Annotated in this window: 11 protein-coding genes and 2 tRNA genes; 11 read left to right on the top strand and 2 right to left on the bottom strand. The window is 31.4% G+C overall.

The features are described from left to right. Positions 1–79: 79 nt before the first annotated feature. Positions 80–156 (bottom strand) — tRNA-Arg (locus AC27L2_RS13210). Positions 157–458: 302 nt separating this feature from the next. Here AC27L2_RS13210 and glmS point away from each other — a divergent pair. The 7 genes from glmS to rpmA all read left to right on the top strand — a co-directional run bounded on the left by glmS (position 459) and on the right by rpmA (position 7,583). After that, positions 459–2,291 (top strand): glutamine--fructose-6-phosphate transaminase (isomerizing), encoded by a 1,833-nt coding sequence (gene glmS, locus AC27L2_RS13205; protein ID WP_487212234.1) that lies wholly within the window; start codon positions 459–461, stop codon positions 2,289–2,291. Positions 2,292–2,309: 18 nt separating this feature from the next. Beyond that, positions 2,310–3,629, top strand: coding sequence for a cyclic 2,3-diphosphoglycerate synthase (locus AC27L2_RS13200; protein ID WP_487212233.1), 1,320 nt, complete (start codon positions 2,310–2,312; stop codon positions 3,627–3,629). Then, a complete protein-coding gene (arcC, locus tag AC27L2_RS13195) occupies positions 3,626–4,573 on the top strand; it encodes a carbamate kinase (RefSeq protein ID WP_487212232.1) in 948 nt (315 codons plus the stop codon). Before AC27L2_RS13200 ends, arcC begins: the two co-directional genes overlap by 4 nt. A gap of 583 nt (positions 4,574–5,156) precedes the next feature. After that, complete coding sequence (argF, locus tag AC27L2_RS13190) at positions 5,157–6,089, top strand: ornithine carbamoyltransferase (RefSeq protein ID WP_487212231.1); 933 nt, start codon at positions 5,157–5,159, stop codon at positions 6,087–6,089. A gap of 143 nt (positions 6,090–6,232) precedes the next feature. Then, positions 6,233–6,305, top strand: a tRNA-Phe gene (locus tag AC27L2_RS13185). Between the two features lie 693 nt (positions 6,306–6,998). After that, positions 6,999–7,307: a 50S ribosomal protein L21 gene (gene rplU, locus AC27L2_RS13180; RefSeq protein ID WP_487212230.1), complete on the top strand. Its 309-nt coding sequence runs from the start codon at positions 6,999–7,001 to the stop codon at positions 7,305–7,307. A gap of 15 nt (positions 7,308–7,322) precedes the next feature. After that, positions 7,323–7,583, top strand: coding sequence for a 50S ribosomal protein L27 (rpmA, locus tag AC27L2_RS13175; RefSeq protein ID WP_487212228.1), 261 nt, complete (start codon positions 7,323–7,325; stop codon positions 7,581–7,583). A gap of 58 nt (positions 7,584–7,641) precedes the next feature. Here the strand turns inward: rpmA and AC27L2_RS13170 are convergent, their stop codons facing one another. Continuing rightward, positions 7,642–10,983: a two-component regulator propeller domain-containing protein gene (locus AC27L2_RS13170; protein ID WP_487212227.1), complete on the bottom strand. Its 3,342-nt coding sequence runs from the start codon at positions 10,981–10,983 to the stop codon at positions 7,642–7,644. Positions 10,984–11,197: 214 nt separating this feature from the next. Here AC27L2_RS13170 and AC27L2_RS13165 point away from each other — a divergent pair, with 214 nt between their 5' ends. From AC27L2_RS13165 to AC27L2_RS13150, 4 genes are all read left to right on the top strand, one after another. Next, complete coding sequence (locus AC27L2_RS13165; RefSeq protein ID WP_487212226.1) at positions 11,198–12,346, top strand: Re/Si-specific NAD(P)(+) transhydrogenase subunit alpha; 1,149 nt, start codon at positions 11,198–11,200, stop codon at positions 12,344–12,346. A 9-nt stretch (positions 12,347–12,355) separates the two neighbouring features. Then, positions 12,356–12,640 (top strand): NAD(P) transhydrogenase subunit alpha part 2, encoded by a 285-nt coding sequence (locus AC27L2_RS13160; protein WP_487212225.1) that lies wholly within the window; start codon positions 12,356–12,358, stop codon positions 12,638–12,640. Between the two features lie 8 nt (positions 12,641–12,648). Further along, entirely contained in the window at positions 12,649–14,043 is a 1,395-nt protein-coding gene (locus AC27L2_RS13155) for an NAD(P)(+) transhydrogenase (Re/Si-specific) subunit beta (RefSeq protein WP_487212224.1), read from the top strand. Positions 14,044–14,427: 384 nt separating this feature from the next. Continuing rightward, the coding region (locus AC27L2_RS13150) for a hypothetical protein (protein ID WP_487212223.1) at positions 14,428–15,591 on the top strand (1,164 nt) is incomplete at its 3' end.

Genomic DNA, 15,591 nt, shown 5'->3' with positions numbered 1-15,591 from the left:
AAAAGGGATTCCTTTGGAAGAACCTTCAACCTCCTGATTTTGTAGTCAAAAAAAGAAGATTGAAACAAGTTAATAGGTTTGGTACACCCGGAAGGACTCGAACCTTCAACCTCCTGATCCGTAGTCAGGTGCTCTATCCAATTAAGCTACGGGTGCATAGTAAAAAATTTACCGTGCAAATATACAATTACACAGTTCAACATTCAATGAATCTAAAGGTGATTATTTATAGAATAATTTTGATTTTTATTTTACTTAATAAAAAATTTGATAATCCAATAACTTTTTCAGAAATTTGTTACAGAATTTATAAGTTATACTTATGAAAATTCATTTTAATTCCATAAAAATTAAGAGGGTACACTTCAAGTCAAAACTGCTACTATTACGTCCTTGCCCTGATCATTAATTTAGTTCTATTATTCATCATCTAATTTTATAATTAAAAAGGAGTCACTATGTGTGGAATTGTTGGCTATATTGGCAACAAAAATTGTGTCCCAATTCTTCTTGAAGGATTAAAACGCCTGGAGTATCGCGGTTATGATTCTGCAGGTATTGCAATTATTAATTCTTCGGAATGTAAAGTTATTAAAACAAAAGGGAAAGTAGCAGATTTAGAAAAATTGGTTTATTCAGCAAACATATCTGCCAATCTTGGTATAGGGCATACACGCTGGGCTACACACGGTGAACCAAGTATCGAAAATGCACATCCTCACATGAATAATGATAATACTCTTTTTTTAATTCATAATGGGATTATCGAAAATTATGCTTCATTAAAAAAAGGTTTGATAAATGAGGGATATAAATTTGCAAGCGAAACTGACACCGAAGTTTTAGCTCATCTAATCGACCACTATCTGAAATTAAAAAATAATTTATTTCAAGCTGTTAGATATGCTTTGAATGAGGTTGAGGGGACATACGGCATTGCCGTAATTTATAAAGAAGAACCAGATAAAATTGTAGTTGCAAGAAAAGGTTCTCCTCTAATTATTGGAATCGGCAAGAATGAAAATTTTGTTGCTTCTGATGTTAATGCTTTAATCGCATATACAAGCCAAGTTGTATATCTTGAAGATGGAGACATTGCAGAAGTTTATAAAGACCATTTCCATGCAAAGAATATTCATGATGAAGAAATAATTAAGGAAATTCATGATGTAGATATGAATATTGATGAAATCACCAAAGGTGGTTATCCTCATTTTATGTTAAAAGAAATTATGGAACAACCTGAATCAATTTATAATTCGATGCGAGGAAGATTAATTTATGATGAAGGTATTTCTAAATTAGGAGGCTTGCAAGGATTCGAAGATAGAATTGTTAATTCCAATAGAATTATTATTTCAGCTTGTGGTACTTCATGGCATGCTGGTCTTGTTGGTGAATATATGATTGAACAATATGCAGGAATTCCAGTTGAAGTTGAATATGCTTCTGAATTCCGTTATCGAAAACCAGTAGTTACTCCAAATGATACAGTAATTTTTATTTCTCAAAGCGGCGAAACAGCCGATACACTTGCATCATTGAGAGAAGCAAAAAAGAAAGGTGCTTTGTGTCTTGGCATTTGTAATGTTGTTGGAAGTTCAATTGCTCGCGAAACTGATGCAGGTGTTTACATTCACGCAGGTCCAGAAATTGGAGTTGCTTCTACAAAAGCATTTACTTCTCAATTAGTTGTGCTTTCATTAATAACTTTGCTATTAGCTCGTAAAAGAAATCTAAGTTTGTTGGAAGGTCAGGAAATTATTAAAGAAATGCAAAGCCTTACAGCAAAGATTGAAAAGATTCTTAAACTTAATGATGAAATTAAAAAAATAGCTGAGATTTATAGTGATTGCAGAAACTTTCTCTATCTTGGAAGAGGTTATCATTTCCCAGTTGCACTCGAAGGTGCATTAAAGCTGAAAGAAATTTCATACATTCATGCAGAAGGCTACCCAGCAGCAGAAATGAAACATGGTCCAATTGCTTTAATTGACGAAAACATGCCTGTCGTCTTTTTAGCAATGAAAGATAGTGTTTATGAAAAAGTATTAAGCAATATTCAAGAAGTAAAAGCTCGTAAAGGAAGAATTCTTGCAATAGTTAATGAAGAAGATAATCATATTGACAAAATGGTAGACCATGTAATTCGAATTCCCAAAACAATTGATATGCTACAGCCAATTTTAAGTGTAATCCCTCTTCAACTTCTTGCATATCATATTGCAGTTAAAAAAGGTTTGAATGTAGACCAACCAAGAAATTTAGCAAAAAGTGTAACTGTCGAATAAAAAATAAAAGAGGTATTTATGGCACGCAGAAAAGTCCTCATCATGGGTGCAGCAGGAAGAGACTTTCACAATTTTAATGTTTATTTCAGAGATAATGAGAACTATGAAGTTGTAGCCTTTACTGCTACACAAATTCCAAATATTGATGGAAGAATTTATCCTCCCGAACTTGCAGGTAAACTTTATCCTGATGGAATTAAAATTTATGAAGAGTCAGAATTAACCAACCTTATTCATAAGTTCAAAATTGATGAGGTTGTATTTGCATATTCAGATGTTCCATTTGATTACGTGATGACAAGAGCATCAATTGTGAATGCTGCTGGAGCATCTTTTAGATTAATGGGTATGAATGAAACAACTTTGCAAAGTTCTAAACCTGTAATTTCAGTTTTAGCAGTTAGAACTGGATGTGGAAAATCTCAAACATCAAGAAAGCTTGTAAAAATTTTATCAGAAGCCGGAAAGAAAGTTGTAGCTGTTCGTCATCCAATGCCTTATGGCGATTTGGTTAAACAAAAAGTTCAACGATTTGCAGATTATTCCGACCTCGATAAATATAATTGTACAATTGAAGAAAGAGAAGAATATGAACCTCACATTGCAAGAGGTGGGGTGATTTATGCAGGTGTAGATTATGAAGCAATTTTGAGAGAAGCTGAAAAAGAAGCTGATATAATTTTGTGGGATGGCGGCAATAATGATATGCCTTTCTATAAATCAAATCTTACATTTACTGTTACGGACCCGCATCGACCTGGACATGAATTACATTATTATCCCGGCAATACATGTTTAAGAATAGCAGATGCAGTTATTATAAATAAAATTGATTCTGCAACTAAAGAAGGAATTGATACAGTAAAAAATAATATTCATCTTGTAAATCCAGATGCAATTGTAATTGAAGCTAATTCACCAATTACAGTTGATAAACCTGAGCTGATAACAGGAAAACGTGTTTTGATTGTAGAAGATGGTCCTACATTAACACACGGTGAAATGAAATATGGTGCAGGTACTGTTATTGCTCGAAAACTTAATGCGAAAGAAATTGTTGACCCTCGTCCTTATGTTGTAAAATCAATTGCTGATACTTATAAAAAATATCCCAATATTGGAACATTACTTCCTGCAATGGGATATGGCGAGCAGCAAATTAAAGATTTAGAAGAAACAATAAACAGGACTGAGTGTGATTCAGTTGTAATTGGAACTCCAATTGATTTAGGAAGGATTCTAAAAATAAATAAACCAACGACCCGCGTAATGTATGAACTTCAAGAAATTGGAGAAAATACACTCGAATCAGTTCTGAAATTAAAAGGAATTTTATGAAAAAGATTGCTGTAGTTGCTCTGGGAGGCAATGCTCTTTTAAGAAGCGACGAAGCAGGCACAATTGAACAACAGGAAGCTCATACTCTTGATACCTGTAAAAAGTTAATTGGATTATTAAAACTTGGATATAATATTGTAATAACTCATGGCAATGGTCCTCAAGTAGGAAATATCCTCTTGAGGAATGAAGCTGGTTATAATTTATATAAAATTCCTAAAATGCCTCTCGATATTTGTGTAGCTGATTCTCAAGGTGGAATCGGTTACATGATTGAACGCCAGATGCGAAATGCTCTGAGTAAAACAAATCTAAAAAGAAATGTGCTTGCAATTATTACTCAAGTATTAATTGATATCAATGACCCTGCGTTTCAAAATCCAACTAAACCAATAGGCAGATTTTATCTTAAAGAAGAAGCAGAACTTTTATCGAAAACTAATGGATGGATATTTCAAGAAGATCCGGCTAAACGAGGTTGGAGAAGAGTTGTTCCGTCTCCAAAACCAATTGATATTATGAATAAAAAAGTTATAAAAGATATGGTGAAAAAAGGTCACATCGTAATTGCTGTTGGCGGAGGTGGAATTCCAGTCTACTGGCACAAAGACACAAAATATCTCGAAGCTATTGAAGCAGTAATTGATAAAGATCTAGCATCAGCTTTTTTAGCAAAGGAAATTTCAGCAGATAGATTTTATATCATCACTGATGTCCCAAAAGTTTATCTCAATTATAAAAAACCTAATCAAGTGGCATTAGATAAAATTACAATTGATGAAGCAAGAAAATATTATGAGATGGGAGAATTTCCACCTGGAAGTATGGGACCAAAAATATTAGCTGCAATTGAATTTATTGAAGGAGGTGGAAAAGAAGCAATTATCACTAATGAAGAAGAAATTGAAAAAGAAAATTGTGGAACTCGAATTGTGATAGAATAATTTTTGATATTATTTTCGTTTATGAATTATTAAAAATACCTAAAATAAAAATCAGCATTATAAATTAGCCAGAGGAAAGATTATTTTGAGGAGATTTCAAAAAAGTAATTTTAATTGTCATTCAGAGGAGTATCCTAATTGCTCAGCAATTTGTTATAGACTGTTTAAAGGTCTCATTCCTGCTTGCAGCAGGTAAGCTGAATGGAGCGAATCGGAATTGAGTCAAAGGCTCATCAACCTCTGCAGGCTGTTGTGGAATACCTTAAAAGTCATTCTGAATGGAGCGAAGCGGAATGAAGAATCTCATTTTTAAATATATTTTATGGCTTATTACTTATTTAGTATAGCAAAAAATTATTTTGTAACAATCTGACAGGTAGGAGTGAAGAAGAATCCTATAATTAAATTATATTAGAATGTGTTATACTTAAGTTGTTACAGATAACTTAATGTTGTATAAGAATCTGACACAGTTAAATTAAAGAAATTAGAAACTGAGAACTAATTAATATTTATCAATATAAGATGATAAAATTTTTTATATAATTCTTAATAATTATTCTACAAAACTAAAGGAGTCAAAATGGCTGTAAACATGAAAGGCAAAGATTTAATTTCAATTGCAGACCTTTCCTTAGAAGAAATTTATGAAATATTTGAAGTTGCAAAAACATTAAAAGAAAAACTTTATATTGGCGAAGAACATCATCTTTTGAAAGGAAAAACACTGGGAATGATTTTTTCTAAGCCATCTACAAGAACTAGAATCTCATTTGAAACAGGAATGTATCAACTTGGTGGGCATGCTATGTATTTCAATCAAAATGATTTGCAGCTTGGTAAAAGTGAAAATATTCACGATACTGCAAAAGTTCTTTCAAGATATTTGAATGGAATAATGATTCGAACATTTTCTCATCAAGATGTAATTGATTTAGCAAAATTTGCAACAATACCAGTAATTAATGGACTGACAGACTTATTGCATCCATGTCAGGTGTTGACTGATATATTCACAATTTTAGAAAAGAAAAGAAAATTGCAGGGACTAAAATTAGCTTATATTGGTGATGGAAATAATGTAGCTCACAGTTTACTTAATGGTTGTTCAAAAGTTGGAATTGATATTACAATTGCATCTCCGAAAGGTTATGAACCCAAAAAAGAAATTGTTGAGCATGCAATTGAAACTGCAAAATATATGGGAAGCAAGGTAGAAATTATTAATGACCCATTTGAAGCAGTAAAGAATGCAGATATTGTTTATACAGATGTTTGGGCAAGTATGGGACAGGAAAAAGAAGCCGAAGAAAGAAAAAAAGTCTTCCAGAAATTTCAGGTCAATTTAGAATTAGTTAAGCATGCTAAAGAAGACTATTTATTCATGCATTGTCTGCCAGCTCATCGAGGAGAAGAAGTTGTTGACGAAGTAATTGATTCAAAAAATTCTGTAGTATTTGACGAAGCAGAAAACAGATTGCATGTACAGAAAGCAATAATGGCACTGGTGATGTGAGGAAAAATTTAAATAATTTTACATGAAGGATGGTATGGATAATAATTTGTCAAAATAGCATTTTGTTTTTCTTAACGTATAAAAAATATTTTGAAATTATTTCCATTTTTCTATAGATTTGTGCCACAAAATTTGAAGTGGATGGGCAGATAGCTCAGTCGGTAGAGCAAAGGACTGAAAATCCTTGTGTCGGCGGTTCGATTCCGTCTCTGCCCACGCAGTAAAGGGATGAGAAATCATCCCTTTTTTGTTTAGAGGAAAATCTTTGTGTCGGCGGTTCTCAGCCAAAGGCTGACAAGTCAGCCAAAGGCTGACAAGTCAGCTAAAGGCTGACAGGTCAGCCAGAGGCTGACAAGGATTCCGTCTCTGCCCACGCAGTAAAGGGATGAGAAATCATCCCTTTTTTGTTTAGAAGAAAATCCTTGTGTTCATGGTTCTCAGCCAGAGGCTGATAAATCAGCCAAAGGCTGACAAGTCAGCCAGAGGCTGATAAATCAGCCAAAGGCTGACAGGTCAACCAGAGGCTGACAAGTCAACCAATGCGAGTTATTGCAAATTAAATTATTGTCAATACTTAACGAATTGAAATCTTCTGAAATCTACTTAGAAGAATAAAATTCTTTTCAGCAAAAGGCTGATGAGCCTATGGCTCAATTCAACTTCGTTCCATTTAGTTCCGAAGAAGTAGGGAGACATTTTTGGTATTTTGCAAATTCTAATGAACAAAAAATTAGATTGGCTGATTTTATAAAATAATATTGCTTAATAAAAATTATTCATTAAGTTATCTTCATTTTAATTAGAAAAATGTTACTAATTTTATAATGCAATGTTTTTTATTGCTTTATTGACTTAATATCTTTCCATTCCATATATTTACAGCTCAAAATTTGAATAATTGGAGGAATAATGTTTGCTGTTGTAAATATTGCAGGACAACAGTTTGTTGTTAGTGAGAATAAAAAAATTTATGTGCCAAAATTAAATGCAGAACCAAATTCAGAAATTGTTTTTGATACCGTACTTTTATTGAATAATGATAATGACACAAAAATAGGCACTCCATATATCAATGATGTTAAAGTTCATGCAAAAGTTTTGGAGCATCTTAAGGATGATAAGATAATTGTTTTTAAGAAAAAAAGAAGAATCTCTTACAAACGCAAAAGAGGTCACAGACAGCAATTAACAAGAATTGAAATTACAAAAATAGCTTAGAAATCGGAGGTTATTATGGCTCATAAAAAAGGTCAAGGTTCTTCAAGAAATGGAAGAGACAGCAATCCACAATATCTTGGTGTAAAAGCTTTTGGCGGAGAAAAAGTAACAGCTGGTTCTGTTCTGGTTCGTCAAAAAGGAACTAATTTTCATCCAGGAAAAAATGTTGGGCTTGGCGGCGATCATACTTTATTCGCATTGATAGACGGCTATGTAAAATTTGAAAGAAAGAAAAATAACAGAAAATATGTAAGTGTTTACGAATCTCTTTCTTAAATTTAGAGTTTTGCAAAATTAAGCTGCATCAGTTTCATAAAACTGATAGCAGCTTTTTTTATAAAGTGTTTTTGAATATTACAGTAAAAGTTGAACCAAAGTTCTTTTTACTCTCTACAAAAATTTCAGCATTATTTAATTCACAATATTTTTTGACTAATGCAAGTCCTAATCCATTTCCTTCAAATTCTCTTGTATAGCCTCGTTGTTCCTGATAAAATGCTGTGAAAAGTTTTGGCAAAAATTCTTCTGAGATACCTATTCCAGTATCTGAAACTTTAACTGCAGCTTTTCTGTCGTCTGTTAAATACGATGTTATTTCAACTTTCCCTTGATGAGTATATTTAATTGCATTATCAATTAGGTTAACAAAAATCTGTGTAACAGAATATTCATCGGCAATAACTTTTAGATGTTCTTCTTTTATTATCAAATTGAATTCTAAATTTTTCTTTTTGGCTTTATATAAATATTCTGGATATAAACGTTTCAACACATTTTCGTTTATGTCAATTTCTTTGTATATACATTCGTAAGTGCCTGTCTGAAGTTCCGACATGTTCAATATTAAGTCAATTGTTCTAACTATTCTATCTCCAGCTCTTTCTATAGAATCAAAACTTTCTTTGATGATTTCATCATTAGTATTTTCTAATTGTTCTTTTATTAATGACGTAAAATTCAAAATGGAATGAACAGGCGAACGGATTTCGTGTGACATTTGAGCTAAGAATTCAGATTTTAGTTTTTCAGAGCTTTCTGCTTTTTCCTTTGCAATGATAAGTTCCTTTTCAATTTTTTTTCTTTCTTCTATTTCCTGAATTAATTTTTCATTTAATTCAGTCTTCTCTTGAATTAATTGCTCAAGTTCTTTTTGGTGTTTCTTAATTCCTCTGACTTTTAGATTGTAAGCCCCATAAATAAATAATCCAATTAAAATGAGCATGAAGAATCTAAATACAAAAGTTTGATAGAATGGAGGTGTAATTGTAAGTATGATGCTTGTTCCTTTATCATTCCAATAACCATTTGGGTTTGCTGCCTTAACTCTAAAAATATATTTACCAGGAGGTAAAAAATTATAACTCGCATAATGTTTATTACCTACATAATTCCAGTTTGATTCAAAACCTTGCAGCATGTATGCGTATGAATTTTTTTCTGGTTTGGCAAAGTGAAGTGCAGCAAAGTTAAATGTAATAAAGTTTGTTTTGTAGGAAATTATTATCTCTTTTGTCTCAGTAATATTTTTCTTCAGAACAATTTCATTGTTAATTTTTTCTCCTATTTTCACTGGTGTATTAATTATTAAAAAATCTGTAATTAATACATCGGGAATGTAGTTATCTTCTTTAATACTATCGGGATGGAAAATATTGAATCCTTTATTGCCGCCAAAAATCATTTCACCTGTTCTTTTTCTTTTAACTGCAGCTCTTACATAAAATTCGTTGCTTTGAAGCCCATCACTAAAATCAAAATTTTGGAAACTCTTTTTTTTAGGATTGAATTTTGAAATACCTTTATTTGTGCTTATCCATAAATTTCCATGAGCATCTTCTAATATTGCTTGAATGTTATTATCTGGTAAGCCGTCTTCAATTGTATAATTAATAAATTTTGGATTATTGTAATCATTATTTTCAATAATCATTTTGCTCAGTCCCTGAATAGTACCAATCCATAAATTGCCTTTAGTATCTTCCATTATGTTTAATATTTTATCACTGCTTATTGATGATGGGTCTTTGGAGTTGTGTTTATAGTAAACAAATTCTTTTTTCTTTATGTCAAATTTATTAAGACCTCCGTCATCAGTTCCAATCCAGATGTTTCCTTTGCTATCCTGAAAAATACACCAGATGTTGTTACTGCTTATACTTTTAGAATTATCTGGATTATGTTTGAAAGAAATAAAAGAATTTGTTTTCTTATCATAAATATTTAATCCGCCGCCAAAAGTCCCAATTAATATTTCACCAGATTTAATCTGATAAATAGAGAAAATAATGTTGTTGCTCAATTTGCCAGATGAGCCATCGCTGATAAAATTAGTAAATATGTTTTTGGATGGATTGAATTTCGATAAGCCATACTCTGTTCCAATCCAGATATTGCCTTCATTATCTTCGCACATTGTTCTTATTCTGTCGTCAACGAGAGAATTTTTGTTGTAAGGATTATAATTATATCTGATAAATTTTTTATCCTTTGAGTCGGGATTAAATTTATTCAAACCGCCGCCAAATGTTCCAATCCAGATTACTCCCGATTTATCCTCAATTATTGAATAAACTTTGTCGTTACTCAAACTCTCTTTGTTAAAAGGAATATTTTTGTAAATAACAAAATTCGACCTCATTCTGTTAAGTTTATTTACACCAGCTCCTTCAGTCCCTATCCATAATATTCCTGTTTTATCTTCATATAATGAAAATAAAATATTGCTGCCAATACTTTCAGGATTTGATTCATCATGATTATAAACTGTAAATGTAGAAGTTTTTCTATCGAACTTTTGGAGACCATTTAATAATGTAGTAATCCAGATATCTCCATATCTGTCTTCAATGATATCGGTGATGGTTTTATCTTTGCTATTGATTGTATATGGATTTATGTATCTAATGAATCTATCATTTTCTCTATCATATTTATGAAGACAATCTCCTGTACCAACCCAAAGAGTATTGCTTCTATCAACGTAGACTTTACCAACAAAATTTCCACTTAAACTGTATTCGTTATTTGTCTGATTGAAATAATATTTGTGTTGATTTGTTTCCGGATTGAATTTTATTAAACCATTTTGAGTGCCAAGCCATAAAATGCCAGAAAGGTCTTCACATATAGAAACGATGTATTCAGAATTTGGATAAGCATTATTATTGAGAATTTTTCTATAATCAATAAATATATTCTTATTGAAATCATATCTGCATAATCCGATTTCGGTTCCAATCCATAATCTTCCTTTTTTATCAATGAATAAAGTTCTAACTCGATTTGATATGATTGAATTAGGATTATTATTCTGCGGCTGGAAATTTGTAAAATCATCAGTTAATCTGTTGTATCTGTTAAGTCCACCGCCAACAGATGCAATCCATAAGTTGCCATTTTTATCTTCAACTATCGAACGGAAAGTTTGTCCCTGAATACTTTTTGGATTCCCTTTTTCCATTTTATAAATTTTAAATGAATAACCATCATAACGATTAAGACCATCATAAGTGCCAAACCATAGAAAACCACGACTGTCCTGTAAAATTGAAAGTACTGTATTTTGTGAAAGTCCATTATCTGAGTTTAAGTTTTCAAAGCGAAAATTTTGTGGTGTGATATTATAACATAAGATGAGATTATATATAAGTATAAAAGATATTTTTCGTATTAACATAGAAATAGACTAATTGTTTTCGAATAAATTAAATTAGCAGCTCAATCAATAAGATATTCTAATTGATAATCGATATATACTAAAAATTATTTAACTGCAACAGTTCTGAATATTTCTAACTTTTTGTACTGCTTAAAAATGAAAAAATTATTAGTAAATAAAAATGGATATTATTAAGTTTTGTCATATAAAAAAAATTAACAGGAGTTAAATAGTGGTAATAGTAATTCCAAAAGAAATTATGGAAGGGGAAAATAGAGTTGCTATTGTCCCCGAAGTAGCATCAAAATTAATCAAAAAAGGTTTTGAAGTTTTTATAGAGAAAGATGCCGGCATACGAGCAGGTTTTCCTGATGAAAAATATTTAAATGCTGGTGTAAAAATTTTACAAGATGTAGTTGAGCTTTATTCTAAAGCTGATATTGTATTAAAAGTTCAAAGACCAGTAAATCATCCTGCATTAGGTAAACATGAATTAGAATTAATGAAGAAGGGGACTACATTAATTTCATTTTTTTATTCTCTGCATTATCCAGAAGTTGCAAAACGAGCAGCAGAACTTGGAATAAATGTAATTTCGATGGATGCAATTCCAAGAACAACTCTTGCGCAAAGAATGGATGCACTTAGTTCGCAGGCAAATATAGCTGGCTATAAAAGTGTTATACTTGCAGCAAATTATCTGCATAAAATTTTTCCAATGATGATGACAGCAGCCGGTACTATCTCGCCTGCTAAAGTTGTAATTATGGGAGCTGGAGTTGCTGGTCTTTCTGCACTTGGAACTGCAAAAAGATTGGGAGCCGTTGTTGAAGTTTCTGATGTACGACCACAAGTGAAAGAAGAAGTTCAAAGTTTAGGTGGAAAATTTATTGAAGTCCCTACAGATGAATCGATGCAAGATGCAAGCGGCTATGCAAAAGAACAATCAGAAGAATTTTTAAGAAAACAGAAAGAACTAATTTTCAAACATATAACTGAAGCAGATATTGTTATTACAACTGCTTTAATACCAGGCAAGAAAGCTCCAGTTCTTGTAACCGAAGAAATGGTTAAAAATATGAGACCTGGTTCAGTAATACTTGATATGGCAGTAGAATTTGGTGGAAACTGTGAGCTGAGTGAAAAAGGAAAAGTTGTGAATAAATACAATGTTACAATTATAGGTGAACCTAATTTGCCAAGTTTAATTCCTTATCATGCAAGTGAAATGTATGCAAGAAATTTATTTAATCTAATTGATTATTCAAGTAAGGATGGAAATTTTATTCATAATATGGATGATGAAATTATTGGAGGAGCTACGATTGTCAAAGATGGAATTGTAGTTCATGAAAGAACAAAAGTTTTATTAAATAATTAAGAGGTTCAAATGGATGGCGTAGGAATTCTAATGTTAATTTATGTTTTTGTGTTAGCCATATTTGTTGGCTTTGAATTAATTACAAAAGTTCCACCAACTCTTCATACTCCTTTAATGTCTGGTTCAAATGCAATTTCTGGCATAACTATAGTTGGAGCAATTTTAAGTGCAGGCTTGCATGAATTTACGATTAGCACAATTCTTGGTTTAATAGCAATGATATTTGCTACAATAAATGTAGTTGGTGGTTTTTTAGTTACCGATAGAATGTTAAAAATGTTCAAAAAAAAGTGAGTTGAAATATGAAGTTAATAATAGAAATTTCATACTTAATTTCGTCTGTTCTTTTCATATTTGGTATAAAAAAATTAGCATCTCCCAAAACTGCACGTAATGGAAATTTCCTTTCAGCATTAGGAATGTTTATAGCAATTGTTGCTACTTTGCTTGACCAGCATGTATTAACATACGAATGGATTTTATTGGGATTTGTAATTGGTGCAGCAGCTGGAACTTGGATGGCATTAAAAGTTCCTATGACAGGAATGCCTCAAATGGTTGGATTATTAAATGGATTTGGCGGCGGTGCTTCTATGCTCGTTGCTTTTTCAGAATATTATAAAATTGTAAACTTTCCACAATTCAATTATGATTATCAAACAAGCATTACAATTGTTTTAAGTATTTTAATTGGAGCTGTTACATTCACAGGTTCTTTAATTGCATTTGGGAAATTGCAAGGATTGGTTACAGGAAAAGTTGTTCGTTATCCAATGCAGCATCCATTAAATGCATTTTTGTTATTATCTGTACTTGGGGGAGGAATTTATTTTGTGTTGAATCCTTCTTCTCAATGGTTAATTATTTCAATAGGAATTATTTCTCTTATTCTTGGTGTGCTGCTGGTTCTTCCAATTGGAGGAGCTGATATGCCGGTTGCAATTTCTTTGTTAAACTCGTATTCTGGATTGGCAGCTTCTGCTACAGGATTTGTTCTTCAGAACAATGAGTTAATCATTGCTGGTGCATTGGTTGGTGCTTCTGGAATTATTCTTACAAATATTATGTGTAAAGGAATGAATCGCTCTTTGATGAATGTTGTATTAGGTGGATGGGAATCTGCTGGTTCTACTGGTCCTGCAGTTTCAGCAGTTGCACAAAAAGGACAGGTAAAATCTGTTGATGCTGAAGAATTAGCAATGATATTCGATGCAGCTGAATCAATAATTATAGTTCCAGGATATGGAATGGCAGTTGCACAAGCACAACACGCGGTGCGCGATTTAGTAAATGTTCTCGAAGCAAAAGGTAAAAAAGTTCGATTTGCAATTCATCCAGTTGCTGGCAGAATGCCAGGCCATATGAATGTGCTGCTTGCAGAAGCAAATATTCCTTATGATAAAATGCTTGCTATGGAAGAAATTAATGATGATTTCCCAAACACAGATATAGCTTTTGTTGTTGGAGCTAATGATGTTGTAAATCCAGCAGCTCGTCATGATAAAAATAGTCCAATTTATGGAATGCCAATTTTAAATGTTGATTATGCAAAAACAGTTGTAATAAATAAAAGATCATTGAATGTTGGTTATGCAGGTATCGACAACGAATTGTTTTTCTATCCAAATGCACTCATGTATTTTGGTGATGCAAAAGATGCAATAACAAAGTTAGTCCATGAAATAAAAAATTATTAATTATTGAAGGCTGGCAGGAATGTCAGCCTTTTTAATAAATCTTATCTAAAAATTTAGTTACAAAACTTCATTTTCCATCATAGGGCAATCTAATTTCTAAACGATATATCTGAGGATGAAATTATTTTTTCTTTAATGCTAAGATTATGATAATGTTGATTCAGTAATTATTGCAGGAAGAAAATTTTATAGAGAAGTAAATGAATTGTTAAGAAAAAAATTACATGAGAATTTTCAAACATTAAAAAGTGGTGAGTTTGAGATAAATTATTCATTAAGACATTACATCAAACCTTATCAGGATAAAATAATTGAACTATTCCCTGAGATTAAAAATGAGAAGTTCTTTGATAATTTTTACATTATAGAGTAGGAGAGTAGATTATGAAAAACTTATTAAAGCTAATATTGATAAACGTATTTTTATTTAATTTGTTATACTCCCAAACTCTTTCAGAAGAAGCCAAACAAAAATTATTAAACAGAATAAATGAAGATACATATGATAGTGTAATAGACTCAATTAGAGAATATAAGGTGGTTGAAGCAATACCATTACTGGAAAAATATATCTTTTTACAAATTGATGATTATAAACGTAAATGTTTTTTAGAATTATTATATGAATTAAATTCTCCAAATATTAGTGCAATAGCAAAATCTTATTTAGACAGTGCAAGAATAGGAAGGATAAAAACTACAAAATTTAGTGATAATCTGTCAGGTTCTATGGCTGCTTTTAAGATTTTATTTAGGACTAACGATTTTAGTTATATTGATGATTATTTTGGATATTTAGAGAGAATGCCTCAAAGGGGCGCACTTTATTATTACTTTCCCACGCTTTTAGAATTGGCAAAAAAAGAGGAATACAAAGAAAGAGTTAAGCCCTATTTTGAAAAAATAATTAAAAGTGGTTTTGATCCTCTTAAAATAGGACCTTACATTGAAAAATATCAGGAGATATATAAAGATACAAATTTGACATTAGTTTTTGATGTTGCTGCAAATGATACATCAAGAATAGTAAGAGATTATGTTGTTGGAAGAATATTGAAAAAATATAAGAATAAGAAAGTACTAGATTTTTATAAGGAAAGAGTTGATAAAGAAAATAATGACTTAACTAAAGAAGTAATAATATGGAGAATTTTAAGGCATTATTCTTCCCCAGAGAATTATAATTTTATTAAAAATAGGTACAATACATTTAGTGAAGAGGTAAAAAAAACATTAATCAATTTAGGATTTTTAGATTATAAACCCAGAAAACCCGACAGCACGGAGACCCCCTTATCAATGATAGATAGTCTAATAAGTTACAATAATCAATGTTATAATTTAGGCTGGATACAATATTACTGGGTAAGAGATATAAATTATTATCAACTTAACAATGCAAAGATGATGATAAATATGGGCTATCCTGCAAGTGCAGAGATAATACTACAGGCATATGAGAACTGGATAAACACAGTGAAAAGCTTAGCATGGATAAATGAAGATGCATATAGGTTTTTGTATTATTATTCAGTTTATTTGAGAGAG

The sequence above is a fragment of the Rosettibacter sp. KY25 genome, from assembly GCF_057554405.1.
The sequence above is the reverse complement of the archived record's forward strand: the minus strand, read 5'-3'. Positions and strand labels throughout refer to the sequence as shown.

Coding starts and splice junctions, on each gene's coding strand:
- glmS (WP_487212234.1), top strand. CDS start 459: ATGTGTGGAATTGTTGGCTATATTGGCAACAAAAATTGTGTCCCAATT.
- AC27L2_RS13200 (WP_487212233.1), top strand. CDS start 2,310: ATGGCACGCAGAAAAGTCCTCATCATGGGTGCAGCAGGAAGAGACTTT.
- arcC (WP_487212232.1), top strand. CDS start 3,626: ATGAAAAAGATTGCTGTAGTTGCTCTGGGAGGCAATGCTCTTTTAAGA.
- argF (WP_487212231.1), top strand. CDS start 5,157: ATGGCTGTAAACATGAAAGGCAAAGATTTAATTTCAATTGCAGACCTT.
- rplU (WP_487212230.1), top strand. CDS start 6,999: ATGTTTGCTGTTGTAAATATTGCAGGACAACAGTTTGTTGTTAGTGAG.
- rpmA (WP_487212228.1), top strand. CDS start 7,323: ATGGCTCATAAAAAAGGTCAAGGTTCTTCAAGAAATGGAAGAGACAGC.
- AC27L2_RS13170 (WP_487212227.1), bottom strand. CDS start 10,983: ATGTTAATACGAAAAATATCTTTTATACTTATATATAATCTCATCTTA.
- AC27L2_RS13160 (WP_487212225.1), top strand. CDS start 12,356: ATGGATGGCGTAGGAATTCTAATGTTAATTTATGTTTTTGTGTTAGCC.
- AC27L2_RS13155 (WP_487212224.1), top strand. CDS start 12,649: ATGAAGTTAATAATAGAAATTTCATACTTAATTTCGTCTGTTCTTTTC.